Annotated in this window: 13 protein-coding genes; 8 read left to right on the forward strand and 5 right to left on the reverse strand. The window is 57.9% G+C overall.

Annotation, left to right across the window (positions count from 1 at the left end):
* Positions 1 to 227: 227 nt before the first annotated feature.
* Positions 228 to 800: an elongation factor P-like protein YeiP gene (yeiP, locus tag CWM61_RS09530; protein WP_002912951.1), complete on the reverse strand. Its 573-nt coding sequence runs from the start codon at positions 798 to 800 to the stop codon at positions 228 to 230.
* A 147-nt stretch (positions 801 to 947) separates the two neighbouring features.
* Between yeiP and CWM61_RS09535 the strand changes: the two genes are divergently transcribed.
* Positions 948 to 1202 carry a YkgJ family cysteine cluster protein gene (locus tag CWM61_RS09535; protein ID WP_100631146.1) on the forward strand — a complete coding sequence of 85 codons (255 nt, stop codon included), beginning with the start codon at positions 948 to 950 and terminating at the stop codon, positions 1200 to 1202.
* Between the two features lie 2 nt (positions 1203 to 1204).
* On the opposite strand, the gene CWM61_RS09540 is transcribed toward CWM61_RS09535, so the two are convergent.
* On the reverse strand, positions 1205 to 2137 hold the full coding sequence (locus tag CWM61_RS09540; protein ID WP_061156333.1) for a LysR family transcriptional regulator: 933 nt from the start codon (positions 2135 to 2137) through the stop codon (positions 1205 to 1207).
* A 213-nt stretch (positions 2138 to 2350) separates the two neighbouring features.
* Between CWM61_RS09540 and CWM61_RS09545 the strand changes: the two genes are divergently transcribed.
* Both CWM61_RS09545 and CWM61_RS09550 read left to right on the forward strand, forming a co-directional pair.
* Entirely contained in the window at positions 2351 to 2695 is a 345-nt protein-coding gene (locus CWM61_RS09545; RefSeq protein ID WP_061153855.1) for a DUF3302 domain-containing protein, read from the forward strand.
* 1 nt (position 2696) lies between these two features.
* Positions 2697 to 3833: an HlyD family secretion protein gene (locus tag CWM61_RS09550; RefSeq protein WP_061153856.1), complete on the forward strand. Its 1137-nt coding sequence runs from the start codon at positions 2697 to 2699 to the stop codon at positions 3831 to 3833.
* A 34-nt stretch (positions 3834 to 3867) separates the two neighbouring features.
* On the opposite strand, the gene setB is transcribed toward CWM61_RS09550, so the two are convergent.
* Entirely contained in the window at positions 3868 to 5049 is a 1182-nt protein-coding gene (gene setB, locus CWM61_RS09555; protein WP_061153857.1) for a sugar efflux transporter SetB, read from the reverse strand.
* Positions 5050 to 5383: 334 nt separating this feature from the next.
* Between setB and fruB the strand changes: the two genes are divergently transcribed.
* Genes fruB through fruA form a run of 3 tightly spaced genes read left to right on the forward strand, consistent with a single transcriptional unit; the run spans position 5384 to position 9164 of the window.
* Positions 5384 to 6514, forward strand: a complete 1131-nt coding sequence (fruB, locus tag CWM61_RS09565) for a fused PTS fructose transporter subunit IIA/HPr protein (protein WP_074388034.1) — start codon at positions 5384 to 5386, stop codon at positions 6512 to 6514.
* Complete coding sequence (fruK, locus tag CWM61_RS09570; protein WP_061153860.1) at positions 6515 to 7453, forward strand: 1-phosphofructokinase; 939 nt, start codon at positions 6515 to 6517, stop codon at positions 7451 to 7453.
* A 16-nt stretch (positions 7454 to 7469) separates the two neighbouring features.
* Positions 7470 to 9164 (forward strand): PTS fructose transporter subunit IIBC, encoded by a 1695-nt coding sequence (gene fruA, locus CWM61_RS09575; protein WP_100631147.1) that lies wholly within the window; start codon positions 7470 to 7472, stop codon positions 9162 to 9164.
* Between the two features lie 53 nt (positions 9165 to 9217).
* Here the strand turns inward: fruA and nfo are convergent, their stop codons facing one another.
* Together nfo and CWM61_RS09585 are read right to left on the reverse strand one after the other, a co-directional pair.
* Complete coding sequence (gene nfo, locus CWM61_RS09580; protein WP_061153862.1) at positions 9218 to 10072, reverse strand: deoxyribonuclease IV; 855 nt, start codon at positions 10070 to 10072, stop codon at positions 9218 to 9220.
* A gap of 71 nt (positions 10073 to 10143) precedes the next feature.
* Complete coding sequence (locus tag CWM61_RS09585; RefSeq protein WP_012967550.1) at positions 10144 to 11193, reverse strand: YeiH family protein; 1050 nt, start codon at positions 11191 to 11193, stop codon at positions 10144 to 10146.
* A gap of 267 nt (positions 11194 to 11460) precedes the next feature.
* On the opposite strand from CWM61_RS09585, the gene yieE reads away from it, so the two are divergent.
* A complete protein-coding gene (yieE, locus tag CWM61_RS09595) occupies positions 11461 to 12327 on the forward strand; it encodes a DNA-binding transcriptional regulator YeiE (protein WP_061153864.1) in 867 nt (288 codons plus the stop codon).
* Positions 12328 to 12504: 177 nt separating this feature from the next.
* Positions 12505 to 13974 (forward strand): amino acid permease, encoded by a 1470-nt coding sequence (locus CWM61_RS09600; protein ID WP_074388038.1) that lies wholly within the window; start codon positions 12505 to 12507, stop codon positions 13972 to 13974.
* Positions 13975 to 14110: the final 136 nt, after the last annotated feature.

Here is a 14110-nt window from a genome sequence, read left to right on the forward strand (position 1 = left end):
ACGTCTCAGCGATGTTGAGGCCGCCAGCACCGGCAGTTTCAGCAAGAATAGTGAATAAATTAACGACAGGGCGCCCGGCCCCCAGGCCGGATAAGGCGTCAGCCGCCATCCGGCACAAATACGGGAACCGTGTTGAATGAATATTACCCGGCACAGGGGCATACCGTCGCCAAATAAAAAGGACAGCCAGCGGCTGTCCTTTTTTACTGTCGGTGCGTCCCAGAGGATTAATCCGCGCGGCCCATATAGCGGCACTCTTCGATATGAATGCGGATTTTCTCACCGGTGGTCAGGTATTCCGGCACCTGAATGACCAGGCCGGTGCTCATGGTGGCTGGCTTGGTGCGGGAGCTGGCGGACGCCCCTTTAATACCCGGCGCGGTTTCGATAATTTCCAGGTCAACGGTCTGCGGCAGCTCCAGGGCCAGCAGCTGGCCGTCCCAGGTCAGCACCTGCATATCCGGCATACCGCCTTCCGGAATAAACTGCAGCTCTTCTTCGATCTGCTCTTTGGTAAAGGTGTAAGGGGTATAGTCTTCTTTATCCATGAACACGTATTCGTTGCCATCGACATAGGAGAAGTCAACGAAACGGCGGGTCAGAGTCACGGTATCGACGATATCGTCACCTTTGAAGCGCTCTTCCACTTTCAGGCCGGTACGCACATCGGAGAAGCGCATTTTATACAGTGTCGCAGCACCACGGGCGCTGGGTGACTGAATATCGATATTTTTCACAATCAGCAGCTTGCCGTTGTAATTCAGCACCATACCTTTTTTAATTTCATTCGCTCTTGGCATTGCAGTAATCCTGTCACTTAACGAGTCAAAAATATCGCGTAAAACTACTCGCGCCCGCGCCTTCAGGCAAGCGGAATTCGCGAGTTTTGCTATCTTCTGGCAAAACGTTTAGGCTGTGGCACAAAATGAGCGTTTGGGAGCTGGGTTGTGGAATGTCGTACCGATTGTGGCGCATGTTGCATCGCTCCCTCTATATCATCGCCAATACCCGGCATGCCGGAGGGCAAGCCCGCCAATACCCGCTGTATTCAGCTTTCCGAGCACAATTTATGCCTGATTTTCGGCTCCCCTCTGCGCCCGAAGGTGTGCGCCAGCCTGCAGCCCTCGCCAGAGATGTGCTTCACCAACCGCGATGACGCCATTACCTGGCTGCTGGATCTTGAACTGGCCACCGCACCCTGAGCTTAAAGCAGCAGATGAGACAGGTTTTTGATATGGGCGCTGAGGCCGTCGAGTAGCGCCTGTACGCGCAGGGGAAGAATGTCCCGCCGCTGGAAGATAAGCCAGGCCTGCAGGTCGATACAGCGCTCCTTTTTCAGACAGGGAACCAGCTGTCCCGCCGCCAGCTCGGTGGCGAGTGAATAGTAGGGCGCATAGACGATCCCCATCCCCAGCTTCGCCAGCTCCACCGCCGGTAGTGTGTTATCGCAAACGAATCCCCCTTTAACCGTGAGATTAAGCGGTTTGCCGTTTTTGCTTTTGAAGGTCCAGATATTGTCGCTACCGCCCAGCATGCGCAGGGTAATGCACTCATGATCCACCAGCGCCTCCGGCTCGGCGATAGGATGTTGCGCCAGATAGTCCGGAGAGGCGAAGACGCCGGTGCGAAAGCGGGTAAAGGGGCGGGCGATGAGATTTTCATTCTGCGGCTTAAAGGGGCTTATCAGCAGATCGCAGTCGCTATTAAAAATGGCGCCGTATTTCTGTTCCCGCTCACTGGCGTTGCGGGTGACCAGATTGATCTGCAGCTCCGGCAGGGTTTTTCTCAGCGCCGGCAGAATATACCGCCCGAGAAACTGATGGATACCGATGGGGGCCCCGAGCGTGACCACGCCCTGCAGCGTGTTCTTATAACGGTCGGCAAGGTTGATAAGCTGCTCATGTTGTTCGAGAACCGCGCGACTGGCATGGATAAACTGCTCGCCGAACTCGGTGCGCACCAGTTCTCGGGCGGTGCGCAGGAAAATAGCCAAACCGACTTTCCGCTCCACGCTGGTCAGCGTCCGCGAGACGTTAGACTGGGGCATATTCAGGCGCTGGGCCGCCCGGCTCACGCTGGCGGTTTCGGCGATGGCGCTGATAACTCTAAGCTCATCCATTTTAAAGTCTTTCAACATCTTATCGCTGCCTGATATCTGTAATATATCAAAAATGATATACCAGTTTGGCGGAATTGCCATGTGATTTATTGATCCGCTAAACGTATGATGGCCTTTGCGTTGAACAGTCCGTTATTTAAGGAAAATTGTGCGTTTTATCGCTTCTTTTGTGGTCCTCGACGTCATTAAAAATAATGATCTTCCCGCTGGCTTACTGAGTGTATATGCACCATGCTGCTTAATTATTTTGCTTTGTTTGTATTAATACTGGTTTTTCTCATATTATTTTATGGAGTGATTATTATCCACGATATTCCCTATCATATCGCGCAAAAACGACAGCACCCCCATCAGGACGCGATTCATGTGGCGGGCTGGATAAGCCTGTTTACCCTGCATGCTATCTGGCCTTTTCTGTGGATCTGGGCCACCTTGTACCGCCCTGACCGCGGGTGGGGGATGGCTTCGCAGACCGAGGATAGTCTGCAACGCGAGGAACTGGAGAAACGCATTGCGTTACTCGAAGCAGCGTTAAAAAATAGTCAGCAAGCGTCAGCGGGGAATAACGAGAAATAATATGGATCTGTTAATTATCCTTTGCTATGTCGCCATCGCCTGGGGCGTTTTTAAGATATTTCGCATTCCAGTAAATAAATGGACGATCCCCACTGCTATATTAGGCGGAATAGTGGTCGTAGGCACGTTAATATTAACGATGAACTATAACCATCCCTATACGCTGCGGGCGCAAAAAATTGTCGTCTCTATTCCGATGGTGCCTCAGGTCTCAGGCGAGGTGGTTGAGGTCACCAGTAAAACCAACGTGTTAATGAAGAAGGGCGAACTGCTGTTCCGCATCGATGACACCCGCTACCGCGCGCGGTTGAACAAACTGCAGGCCGATCTGGCGGCCGAGGAGGCGACGCTACGGGCGAAGCAGGCGACCATTGACGATGCCAGCGCCAGAGTGCAGCAGGCGCAGGCCGAGTACGATCGCGTTACCCGTGACTACCAGCGTTATGCTCAGGGGGCGGCCATGCCGGTCAATCCTTTCTCGGAACAGGATGTGACTCACGCCAGGCAGCAGGTGCAGATCCAGACGGCGGTATTGCAGGCGGCGAAAGCGCAATTACAAAACGCCAGAGAGCAGGTGTCTGGCCGCTATAATGGGCTTGATGCCAACATTGCCAGTCTGAAATCGCAGATCCTCGAGGCGGAGTATAATCTGGCGCAAACCGTGGTTCGTGCGCCGAGTGACGGCTACGTTACCCAGCTATTGGCGCGGCCGGGGATGACCGCGGTACGTCTGCCCTTCAAGCCGGTGCTGGTGTTTATTCCCCAGCAAAAGCGCCAGGTGGTGGCGGTATTCCGCCAGAACTCGGTTCTGCGTCTGACGGCCGGGGATAGCGCGGAGGTGGTGTTTAATGGTCTGCCAGGCAGCGTCTATAGCGGTAAGGTATCGCGGGTGCTGCCGGCGATACCGGATGGCAGCTATCAGGCCAGCGGTGCGCTGCAGGGGCTGAGCGCCGGGGCAGGAAAAGAGGGCATCTATGTGCTGATCGACCTCGATCCCCACCCGGAAGTGGAACATTTACCGGACGGGGTCAGTGCGCAGGCGGCGGTTTATACCGATTATTTTGCCCATGTGTCGATTATGCGCAAAGTCCTGCTACGGATGACCAGCTGGCTGCATTACCTCTATCTGGATCATTAATCAGGATGGCCCGGTCGCGGCCGGGCCGTCTTGCCTATACATCCCTGATCCGCCACAGGCAAGCCTGAGCGGCGATACCCATGACCAGCGCAATCCAGAACACCGCGTGATAGCTCCAAATTTCCGCCACTACCCCCGCCAGTGAACCGGCGATAATCCAGCCAACGCGGGTGGTATTGGTGTAGAGGGTGGTGGCCGCGCCCGCCTGTCCCGGCATCAGATCCTGGAAATAGAGCATGCCGATCCCGGCGAGGATCCCGATATAGACGGCGTTCAGCACCTGCATCGCCAGCAGCAGCGCTGGCGTATGCACCGTCAACATGCCCACGTAAAACAACACACCGGCTACTGCCGAAAGGCGCATCAGAAAGCGTTTGCCGAAGCGCCGGGCGTAGTAACCGGCAATCAGCATGGTAGGAATTTCCAGTCCGGCCGCGGTGCCCATCATCAGCCCGGCCAGCTTCTCAGGCAGATGCAGCTCATTAATGATAAACAGCGGCATATTAATGATGTACAGGCTGTTGGTACCCCACATGAGCGTGCAGATGCTGAACAGCAGCAGCGCATCGCGACGGTGCGTGCGCGGGGCTTCCAGCCGGCCGGTCGCCACTGCCGTCGCTTTACGCATGCTGGGCAAGAACAGCCAGACCATGATCCCGCAGACGATAAACGCCGCCGCGGCGCTGAGATACATCGCGGTAAAACCAAACCCCATCGCCAGGGCGTAGGCCAGCGGGGGACCAATCACCCACGCCAGGGAGACCTGGGCGCGCAAAATGGAGCTGAACATCACCGCTTCGCGACCGGTCTTGTCGGCGTGCTCGCGCGCGAGGGCGAACATCTGCGGGTTGGCAGTCGAGCCAAAGCTACTGAGGAAGACGCCGATAAACAGCAAGATGAAGTAGTTCCGGTTCCAGGCAAACAGCAGGCAGGCCAGCACCCCCAGCAGGCAGCAGATGACAATCAGCTGCTTGCGATCGCCCCTGCGGTCGGAACGGCCGGCGAGGAACTGACTGACCAGAATGCCAATGACGGCGCTACCGGTAAAAAAGAAGCCGACCATCGCCGGGCGGACGTGCACTTCGTTGGTCAAAAAGAGGCTCAGGGTTGGGGTTTGCAACGCCCCGGCAATGCCTGTCAGAAAGGCGACGATCAAGAATGCGGAAGAGGTTACATCGAACCCGCGTCGGGGAAGGGCGGCGCTACGGTTTTGCATGTTCGGTTTTCTGTAGTTTCAGGAGACGGCGCGGAGTTTACGCCTGCTGGCTGAAAATAAACAGTAGTATGGCACGAATAATTAAAAAGGCGTTTCAAAATATAAGGTTCAGCAAAAAGCTGACGTTTGCGGTAGTCGCTAGCAAAGGCTTCAGCAAAAGTGTGCAGTACCTCTAAGTTCTGCAATCAAGTCGCTGACGTACCTTGCGCGTTGAGCAAGAAAGGTACAAAATTCTTGAAACGTTTCAGCGTCATTCGACAATCCGTTCACCGTCAGATGGCGCCTTTTTTCTCAAGTTAGCTGAAACGATTCAATTCAGCAGGAGAGGAGAACCATGTTCCAGTTATCTGTGCAGGATATTCATCCCGGCCAGCAGGCCGGTAATAAAGAAGAGGCCATCCGGCAGGTCGCCGCCGCGCTGGTCAGCGCCGGCAACGTGGCTGATGGCTACGTGAACGGTATGCTGGCTCGCGAGCAGCAGACCTCGACCTTCCTCGGCAACGGGATTGCGATCCCGCACGGCACGACGGACACCCGTGACCAGGTGCTGAAGACCGGCGTCCAGGTGTTTCAGTTCCCGCAGGGCGTCACCTGGGGCGAAGGGCAGACCGCCTATGTGGCGATCGGTATTGCCGCCAGCTCAGATGAACACCTCGGCCTGCTGCGTCAGCTGACCCATGTGCTAAGTGATGACGCGGTCGCCGCTCAGCTGCAGTCCGCTACCACCGCGGAAGAGCTGCGTGCGCTGCTGATGGGGGAAAAACAGAGCGAAGCGCTGAAGCTGGACAACGAGACCCTGAGCCTTGACGTGGCGGCCAGCGATCTGCTGACCCTGCAGGCGCTGAACGCGGCGCGGCTGAAAGAAGTGGGTGCTGCTGACACGGCATTCGTTAGCCACGCTATCAACGATACGCCGCTGAACCTCGGTCAGGGCATCTGGCTGAACGACAGTGCGGAAGGCAATCTGCGCAGCGCCGTGGCGGTCAGTCGTGCGGCTAATGCCTTTACCCGCGACGATCAGCCGGTTTCCCTGCTGGTCACGGTGGCGATGGCCGATGAGCAGCCGACTGCGGTGCTGAACCGCCTGAGCAAGCTGCTGCTGGATAAGAAAGCTGACCGTTTGCTGAAAGCCGACGCCGCCACCGTGCTGGCGCTGCTGACCAGCGACGATGCCATTGCGGAAGACGTGCTGAGCGCCGAATTCGTCGTGCGCAATGAGCATGGCCTGCATGCCCGTCCGGGCACTATGCTGGTCAATACGATTAAACAATTCTCCAGCGACGTCACCGTCACCAACCTCGACGGTTCCGGCAAGCCGGCCAACGGTCGTAGCCTGATGAAGGTCGTGGCGCTGGGTGTGAAAAAAGGTCACCGTCTGCGTTTCACCGCGCAGGGTGAGGATGCGCAACAAGCGCTGGATGCGATTGGCGAAGCGATCGCCGCAGGCCTTGGGGAGGGCGCATAAATGAGCAGACGTGTAGCAACGATTACGTTAAACCCGGCGTACGATCTGGTGGGGTTCACCCCGGAGGTTGAACGCGGTGAAGTGAACCTGGTGCGCACCACTGGCCTGCACGCAGCCGGGAAAGGCATCAACGTGGCGAAAGTGCTGAAAGATCTCGGCATTGATGTCACCGTCGGCGGCTTCCTGGGCAAAGACAATCAGGATGGCTTTCAGCAGCTGTTCAGCGAGCTGGGTATCGCCAACCGTTTCCAGGTGGTGCAGGGCCGGACCCGCATCAACGTTAAGCTGACGGAAAAAGATGGCGAAGTGACGGATTTCAACTTCTCCGGCTTTGAAGTCACCCCGGGCGACTGGGAACGCTTCGTCAACGACTCCCTGAGCTGGCTTGGGCAGTTCGATATGGTCTGCGTCAGCGGCAGCCTGCCGTCCGGCGTCAGCCCGGAGGCCTTCACTGACTGGATGACCCGTCTGCGCAGCCAGTGCCCATGCATTATTTTCGACAGCAGCCGCGAAGCGCTGGTTGCAGGACTGAAAGCGGCGCCGTGGCTGGTGAAACCGAACCGTCGCGAGCTGGAAATCTGGGCCGGGCGCAAGCTGCCGGAGATGAAAGATGTTATCGAAGCCGCCCATGCGCTGCGCGAGCAGGGTATCGCCCACGTGGTGATTTCCCTGGGTGAAGAGGGCGCGCTGTGGGTGAACGCCTCCGGTGAGTGGATTGCCAAACCGCCTTCAGTGGAAGTGGTCAGCACCGTCGGCGCCGGCGATTCGATGGTTGGCGGCCTGATTTACGGCCTGCTGATGCGTGAATCCAGCGAGCATACCCTGCGCCTGGCGACTGCCGTCGCTGCCCTGGCCGTCAGCCAGAGCAACGTGGGTATTACCGACCGTACCCAGTTGGCCGCGATGATGGCGCGCGTCGACTTACAACCCTTTAATTGACAGCAGGAGAGGCATAATGAAAACGCTGCTGATTATTGATGCCGGACTCGGACAGGCACGCGCCTATATGGCGAAAACCCTGCTGGGAGCGGCAGCGCCTAAAGCGCACCTTGAACTGATTGATAACCCGAACGATGCCGAACTGGTGATTGTGCTGGGCGCGGCGCTGCCCACCGACAGCGCACTGAACGGCAAACAGGTCTACCTTGGCGATATTAATCGCGCCGTGGCGCACCCGGAGCTGTTCCTCAGCGAAGCCAAAGGTCACGCGACGCCGTACGCGGCCCCTGCCGCGGCAGCAGTCCCGGCGGCCACCGGAGGACCGAAACGTATTGTCGCGGTCACCGCCTGCCCGACCGGCGTTGCCCATACCTTTATGGCGGCGGAAGCCATCGAAACCGAAGCGAAAAAACGCGGCTGGTGGGTGAAGGTGGAAACTCGCGGCTCCGTCGGGGCTGGCAATGCTATCACCCCGGAAGAGGTGGCCGAGGCGGATCTGGTGATCGTCGCCGCCGATATCGAGGTGGACCTGGCGAAGTTCGCCGGTAAGCCAATGTATCGCACTACTACCGGTCTGGCACTGAAGAAAACCGCTCTTGAGCTGGATAAAGCAGTGGCCGAAGCCAAACCGTACCAGCCTTCCGGTAAACCTCAGGCTGCTGGCGAAGGGAAAAAAGAGTCGGCGGGCGCCTATCGCCACCTGCTGACCGGCGTCTCCTACATGCTGCCGATGGTGGTGGCCGGGGGCCTGTGTATCGCGCTCTCCTTCGCCTTCGGGATCAAAGCGTTTGAAGTGAAAGACACCCTGGCGGCGGCGCTGATGCAGATCGGCGGCGGCTCGGCCTTCGCGCTGATGGTGCCGGTGCTGGCAGGCTTTATCGCCTTCTCCATTGCCGACCGCCCGGGTCTGACCCCGGGTCTTATCGGCGGTATGCTGGCGGTCAGCGGCGGCTCCGGCTTTATCGGCGGGATCATCGCTGGTTTCCTTGCCGGTTACGTGGCGAAAGCCATCAGCACTAAGCTGAAACTGCCGCAGAGTATGGAAGCGCTGAAGCCAATCCTGATCATTCCGCTGGTCTCCAGCCTGATCGTGGGTCTGGCGATGATCTACCTGATCGGTAAACCGGTAGCCGGTATCCTCACCTGGCTCACCCACTGGCTGCAAACCATGGGCACCGCGAACGCGGTTCTGCTGGGCGCGATCCTCGGCGCGATGATGTGTACCGACATGGGCGGGCCGGTGAACAAAGCGGCCTATGCCTTTGGCGTGGGTCTGCTGAGTACCCAGACCTACGCGCCGATGGCGGCGATCATGGCGGCCGGTATGGTGCCTCCGCTGGCGATGGGTATCGCGACGCTGGTTGCCCGCAATAAGTTCGACAAAGGGCAGCGTGAAGGGGGGAAAGCCGCGCTGGTTCTCGGCCTGTGCTTTATCTCTGAAGGGGCGATTCCTTTTGCCGCTCGTGACCCGATGCGCGTGCTGCCTTGCTGTATCGTCGGCGGCGCGGTAACCGGCGCTATCTCGATGGCGATTGGCGCGAAACTGATGGCGCCGCACGGCGGTCTGTTTGTCCTGCTGATCCCGGGAGCGATTACGCCGGTGCTGGGCTACCTGCTGGCGATTGTTGCCGGGACGCTGGTGGCGGGCCTCTCCTACGCGGTGCTGAAACGCCCGGAAGCGCAGGCAGTGGAAGTCGAAAAAGCGGCATAATCTTACCGTAATAAAAAAGGGCCGATTGTTCGGCCTTTTTTTATCTCTGTTTTTTACGCCACTTCGGCGGTCTGTTGTGCCCGCAGCCAGGCAATCTCTTCCGCCCAGATATCCGGGTTGATGGTTTCCAGAATCAGTGGAATGCCGTCGAAGCGGCTGTCCTGCATGATCCAGCTGAAGCAGTCGTGGCCGATGTTGCCTTCGCCAAGGCTATGGTGACGGTCAACGCGGCTGCCAAACGTACTCTTGGCATCATTCAGGTGCATGCCGCGCAGATACTGGAAGCCGACGATGCGCGCAAACTCGGCGAAAGTCTTTTCACACGCTTCCGCGCTGCGCAGGTCATAGCCGGCGGCGAACGCGTGGCAGGTATCGATGCAGACGCCGACGCGGGATTTATCTTCCACGCCGTCGATAATCGCCGCGAGGTGCTCGAACTTAAAGCCGAGGTTGCTGCCCTGGCCGGCGGTATTTTCGATAACCGCAGTAACGCCTTCGGTCTTCGCCAGCGCGATATTGATCGATTCGGCGATGCGCGCCAGGCACGCCTCCTCCGGGATCTGCTGCAGATGACTGCCGGGGTGGAAGTTGAGCAGCGTCAGCCCCAGCTGCTGGCAGCGGGTCATCTCATCGATGAAGGCATCACGGGATTTTTCCAGCGCCTCTTCCACCGGGTGGCCGAGGTTAATCAGATAGCTGTCGTGCGGCAGGATCTGCCCCGGGCCAAAGTGATACTTTTCACAGGCGGCTTTGAATTCGGCGATGGTCTCGTCGCTGAGCGGCGCGGCGCGCCACTGGCGCTGGTTCTTGGTGAAGAGGGCGAAGGCGGTTGCTTCGATTTCGGCGGCGCGAATGGCGGCATTGGCCAGTCCACCTGAGGCGCTCACGTGCGCTCCTACGTATTTCATAAAAAAACTCCAGTTAAAGCCGCTGGGGGGTGGGTAATGATAGCGGCTTAACTGGAGAAAGATGTAGTGCTTTATGCCATCAGGCTGTGGATAGCGACGTTAATAGCCCCGCCGCCGACAATCAACCAGACGAACAGCATCAGCGCCATCAGCAGCGGTTTCGCCCCGGCTTTTTTCAGCGCGCTGACGTGAGTGGTGACCCCGAGGGCGGCCATTGCCATCGCCAGCAGAACGGTATCCAGCGTCACCAGCATATCCACCACGGCTTTCGGCAGCAGATGGAAGGAGTTAAACACCGCCACCAGGATGAACATAATCGCGAACCACGGAATGGTGATTTTGCTTTTCTCGCCGTTGCCTGCCGGGGTCAGTTGTTTAACACGCGCCGCCAGGAACAGCAGGAACGGAGCCAGCATCATGACGCGCAGCATTTTAGCGATAACCGCCGCGTTCTCCGCGTCCGGGCTGACCGCATGGCCGGCGGCAACCACCTGCGCCACTTCATGCATGGTGGAACCCATATAGATCCCGTAGGTCTCCGGGGTAAACCAGTGCGCCAGCAGCGGGTACATCGCCGGGTAGAGGAAGATGGCGATGGTACCGAAGATAACCACCGTGGCGACGGCGACGGTCACTTTACTGGCTTCGGCTTTGACCACCGGCTCGGTGGCGAGCACGGCCGCCGCGCCGCAGATACTGCTGCCGGCGCCGATCAGCCAACTGGTGTGTTTGTCGAGACCAAACACTTTCTGGCCAAGGAAGCAGGCGATGAAAAAGGTACTGGAGAGCGTCAGTACGTCAATCAAAATACCGCTCACGCCGACGTCGGCAATCTGGGCGAACGTCAGGCGGAAGCCATAGAGGATGATCCCCAGGCGCAGCAGATGCTGCTTGGCGAAGATCACCCCGCCGTCGCAGGGCTGCCAGATTTTCGGGTAGACCGTGTTGCCGACGACCATCCCGAACAGGATAGCGAGGGTCAGGGCGCTAAAGCCTGCGCCGGCGATGGCCGGGAAACTACCGGCCCACAGGGCGGCGCCGGTCAGCGCGGCGGTCAGCGCCAGGCCTGGGACAAAATGCCACAGGGAACGATGTTTGGTGGGTAAAGTGAGTGCTGTCATAACCTTCTCCTTTGTCTGCCTAAAGGTTACGCCGCGCGGGGTTAAATATAAAATTGATTATATGTTTATAATCAATCGTAATAAGTGGTTAATGGCCGCATCGTCGCTGACAACGGGTCAGGGGCCTGAGGCGGCGGAAGCGGGGCGGTTTCCCCCGGCAAGACGATGATTTTGTGACATAAGCGGATTTTCCTTCCTTCAGCCGCCTCGATTTGTGTCACCATAGTAAGGAAGGTTATTCAGGTTGGATTACTAAACGGGTGGGTTATGCATATTACGCTGCGGCAGCTGGAAGTGTTCGCCGAAGTCCACAAGAGTGGGTCAACCACTCAGGCGTCACAGATGTTGGCGCTTTCGCAATCTGCGGTCAGCGCCGCGCTGACCGATCTGGAAGGGCAGCTCGGCGTGCAGCTGTTTGACCGCGTCGGTAAACGACTGGTGGTGAATGAGCATGGACGGCTGCTGTACCCGCGTGCGCTGGCGCTGCTGGAGCGGGCGCTGGAGATCGAACAGCTGTTCCGCGGCGATAATGGGGCAATCCGGGTCTATGCCAGCAGCACCATCGGCAACTATATTATGCCGGAGATCATTGCCCGCTATCGCCATGACTTCCCGGAGCTGCCGGTTGAGCTGAGCGTGGGTAACAGTCTGGATGTGATCAACGCCGTCGCCGACCTGCGGGTGGATTTCGGTCTGATTGAAGGGCCGTGCCATGCCGCTGATATTATTGCCGAGCCGTGGCTGGAAGATGAGCTGGTGGTGTTTGCCGCGCCTGATTCGCCGCTGCTGGCGGGAGAGGTGACTTTGCAGCAGCTGGCCGAGGCGCCGTGGATCCTGCGCGAGCATGGGTCCGGTACCCGGGAGATTGTCGATTATGTTCTGCTGTCGCATCTGCCGGCGTTTCATATGGGCATGGAGCTGGGCAATTCGGAGGCGATCAAACATGCGGTCCGGCATGGGCTGGGCATCAGCTGTTTATCGCGGCGGGTCATTGCCGAACAACTGGCCTCGGGCACGCTGGCGGAGCTGAAAGTGCCATTGCCCCGGCTGACGCGCACGCTGTGGCGGATCCATCATCGGCAGAAACATATTTCCAAAGCATTACAACGTTTTCTGCATTATTGCCAGGTGTAGCACCCGGTTTTTCCGCCTCATAACGGGCTGAATTCGCTGGCAATTCCGCAGGTTAGTGCTTTACTAATAATTTGCGGGCGATCATGAAGCTCTCTTATAACTTTGCATTTGTACCGGATGGAACCCCGATCGTCTGCTACAATCGCGCCTCATTTTTTGGATGGATAGCATTATCACATGGTTTCGGAAACTAAAACCACAGAAGCGCCCACGCTACGTCGTGAACTCAAGGCGCGCCACTTGACCATGATCGCCATCGGCGGTTCCATCGGTACGGGTCTTTTTGTTGCCTCTGGCGCAACCATTTCGCAAGCAGGTCCCGGCGGGGCGCTGCTGTCGTATATTCTGATCGGTTTGATGGTCTATTTCCTGATGACCAGCCTGGGTGAACTGGCGGCGTTTATGCCGGTGTCCGGTTCCTTTGCCACCTACGGCCAGAATTATGTTGAAGAAGGCTTTGGCTTCGCGCTGGGCTGGAACTATTGGTACAACTGGGCAGTGACGATCGCCGTTGACCTCGTGGCCTCGCAGCTGGTGATGAGCTACTGGTTCCCTGACTCGCCGGGCTGGATCTGGAGCGCCTTGTTCCTTGGCATTATGTTCCTGCTGAACTGGATCTCGGTTCGCGGCTTTGGCGAGGCGGAATACTGGTTCTCGCTGATCAAAGTCGCCACCGTCATTATCTTTATTATTGTCGGCGTGATGATGATTGTCGGCATCTTCAAAGGGTCGCAGCCTACCGGCTGGAGCAACTGGGGGATCGCGGATGCGCCGTTCGCCGGCGGCTTCTCGGCGATGATCGGCGTGGCAATGATTGTCGGCTTCTCCTTCCAGGGCACCGAGCTTATCGGCATCGCGGCCGGTGAGTCTGAGGATCCGGAGAAGAACATCCCGCGCGCGGTGCGCCAGGTCTTCTGGCGTATCCTGCTGTTCTACGTTTTCGCCATTTTGATTATCAGCCTGATCATTCCGTACACCGACCCGAGCCTGCTGCGCAACGACGTGAAGGATATCTCCGTCAGCCCGTTCACGCTGGTCTTCCAGCACGCCGGTCTGCTGTCGGCGGCGGCGATCATGAACGCGGTTATCCTGACCGCCGTTCTGTCGGCCGGTAACTCCGGGATGTACGCTTCCACGCGTATGCTGTACACCCTGGCCTGCGACGGCAAAGCGCCGCGTATTTTCTCGAAGCTGTCGCGTGGCGGCGTGCCGCGCAACGCGCTGTACGCGACCACTGTTATCGCGGCGCTGTGCTTCCTGACGTCCATGTTCGGCAACCAGACGGTGTACCTGTGGCTGCTGAACACCTCCGGGATGACCGGCTTTATCGCCTGGCTGGGGATTGCGATCAGCCACTATCGTTTCCGTCGTGGCTATGTTCTGCAGGGTAACGATATTAATAATCTGCCGTATCGTTCCGGGTTCTTCCCGCTGGGGCCGATCTTCGCCTTCGTGCTGTGCCTGATCATCACCCTCGGGCAGAACTACGAAGCGTTCCTCAAGGACACAATCGACTGGGGCGGCGTGGCGGCGACCTACATCGGTATTCCGCTGTTCCTCGTCATCTGGTTTGGTTACAAGCTGGCGAAAGGCACCCGCTTTGTTCGCTACAGCGAAATGACCTTCCCGGACCGCTTTAAGCGTTAATCTTCGCGATTGTGTGATAAAAGCCCTCTGAAAAGAGGGCTTTTTTTATGTCCGCACGGTTACAACTTGACACAATTCTTCATAATTATATTGATAATCGTAATCATTATCTTTATCATTTTCGCCCATTACGGAT

Origin of the sequence: Klebsiella sp. K-Nf6, assembly GCF_002806655.1 — a bacterium.
Classification (GTDB): Bacteria; Pseudomonadota; Gammaproteobacteria; order Enterobacterales; family Enterobacteriaceae; genus Klebsiella; species Klebsiella variicola.

Coding starts and splice junctions, on each gene's coding strand:
- yeiP (WP_002912951.1), bottom strand. CDS start 800: ATGCCAAGAGCGAATGAAATTAAAAAAGGTATGGTGCTGAATTACAAC.
- CWM61_RS09540 (WP_061156333.1), bottom strand. CDS start 2,137: ATGTTGAAAGACTTTAAAATGGATGAGCTTAGAGTTATCAGCGCCATC.
- CWM61_RS09545 (WP_061153855.1), top strand. CDS start 2,351: ATGCTGCTTAATTATTTTGCTTTGTTTGTATTAATACTGGTTTTTCTC.
- CWM61_RS09550 (WP_061153856.1), top strand. CDS start 2,697: ATGGATCTGTTAATTATCCTTTGCTATGTCGCCATCGCCTGGGGCGTT.
- setB (WP_061153857.1), bottom strand. CDS start 5,049: ATGCAAAACCGTAGCGCCGCCCTTCCCCGACGCGGGTTCGATGTAACC.
- fruB (WP_074388034.1), top strand. CDS start 5,384: ATGTTCCAGTTATCTGTGCAGGATATTCATCCCGGCCAGCAGGCCGGT.
- fruK (WP_061153860.1), top strand. CDS start 6,515: ATGAGCAGACGTGTAGCAACGATTACGTTAAACCCGGCGTACGATCTG.
- fruA (WP_100631147.1), top strand. CDS start 7,470: ATGAAAACGCTGCTGATTATTGATGCCGGACTCGGACAGGCACGCGCC.
- nfo (WP_061153862.1), bottom strand. CDS start 10,072: ATGAAATACGTAGGAGCGCACGTGAGCGCCTCAGGTGGACTGGCCAAT.
- CWM61_RS09585 (WP_012967550.1), bottom strand. CDS start 11,193: ATGACAGCACTCACTTTACCCACCAAACATCGTTCCCTGTGGCATTTT.
- yieE (WP_061153864.1), top strand. CDS start 11,461: ATGCATATTACGCTGCGGCAGCTGGAAGTGTTCGCCGAAGTCCACAAG.
- CWM61_RS09600 (WP_074388038.1), top strand. CDS start 12,505: ATGGTTTCGGAAACTAAAACCACAGAAGCGCCCACGCTACGTCGTGAA.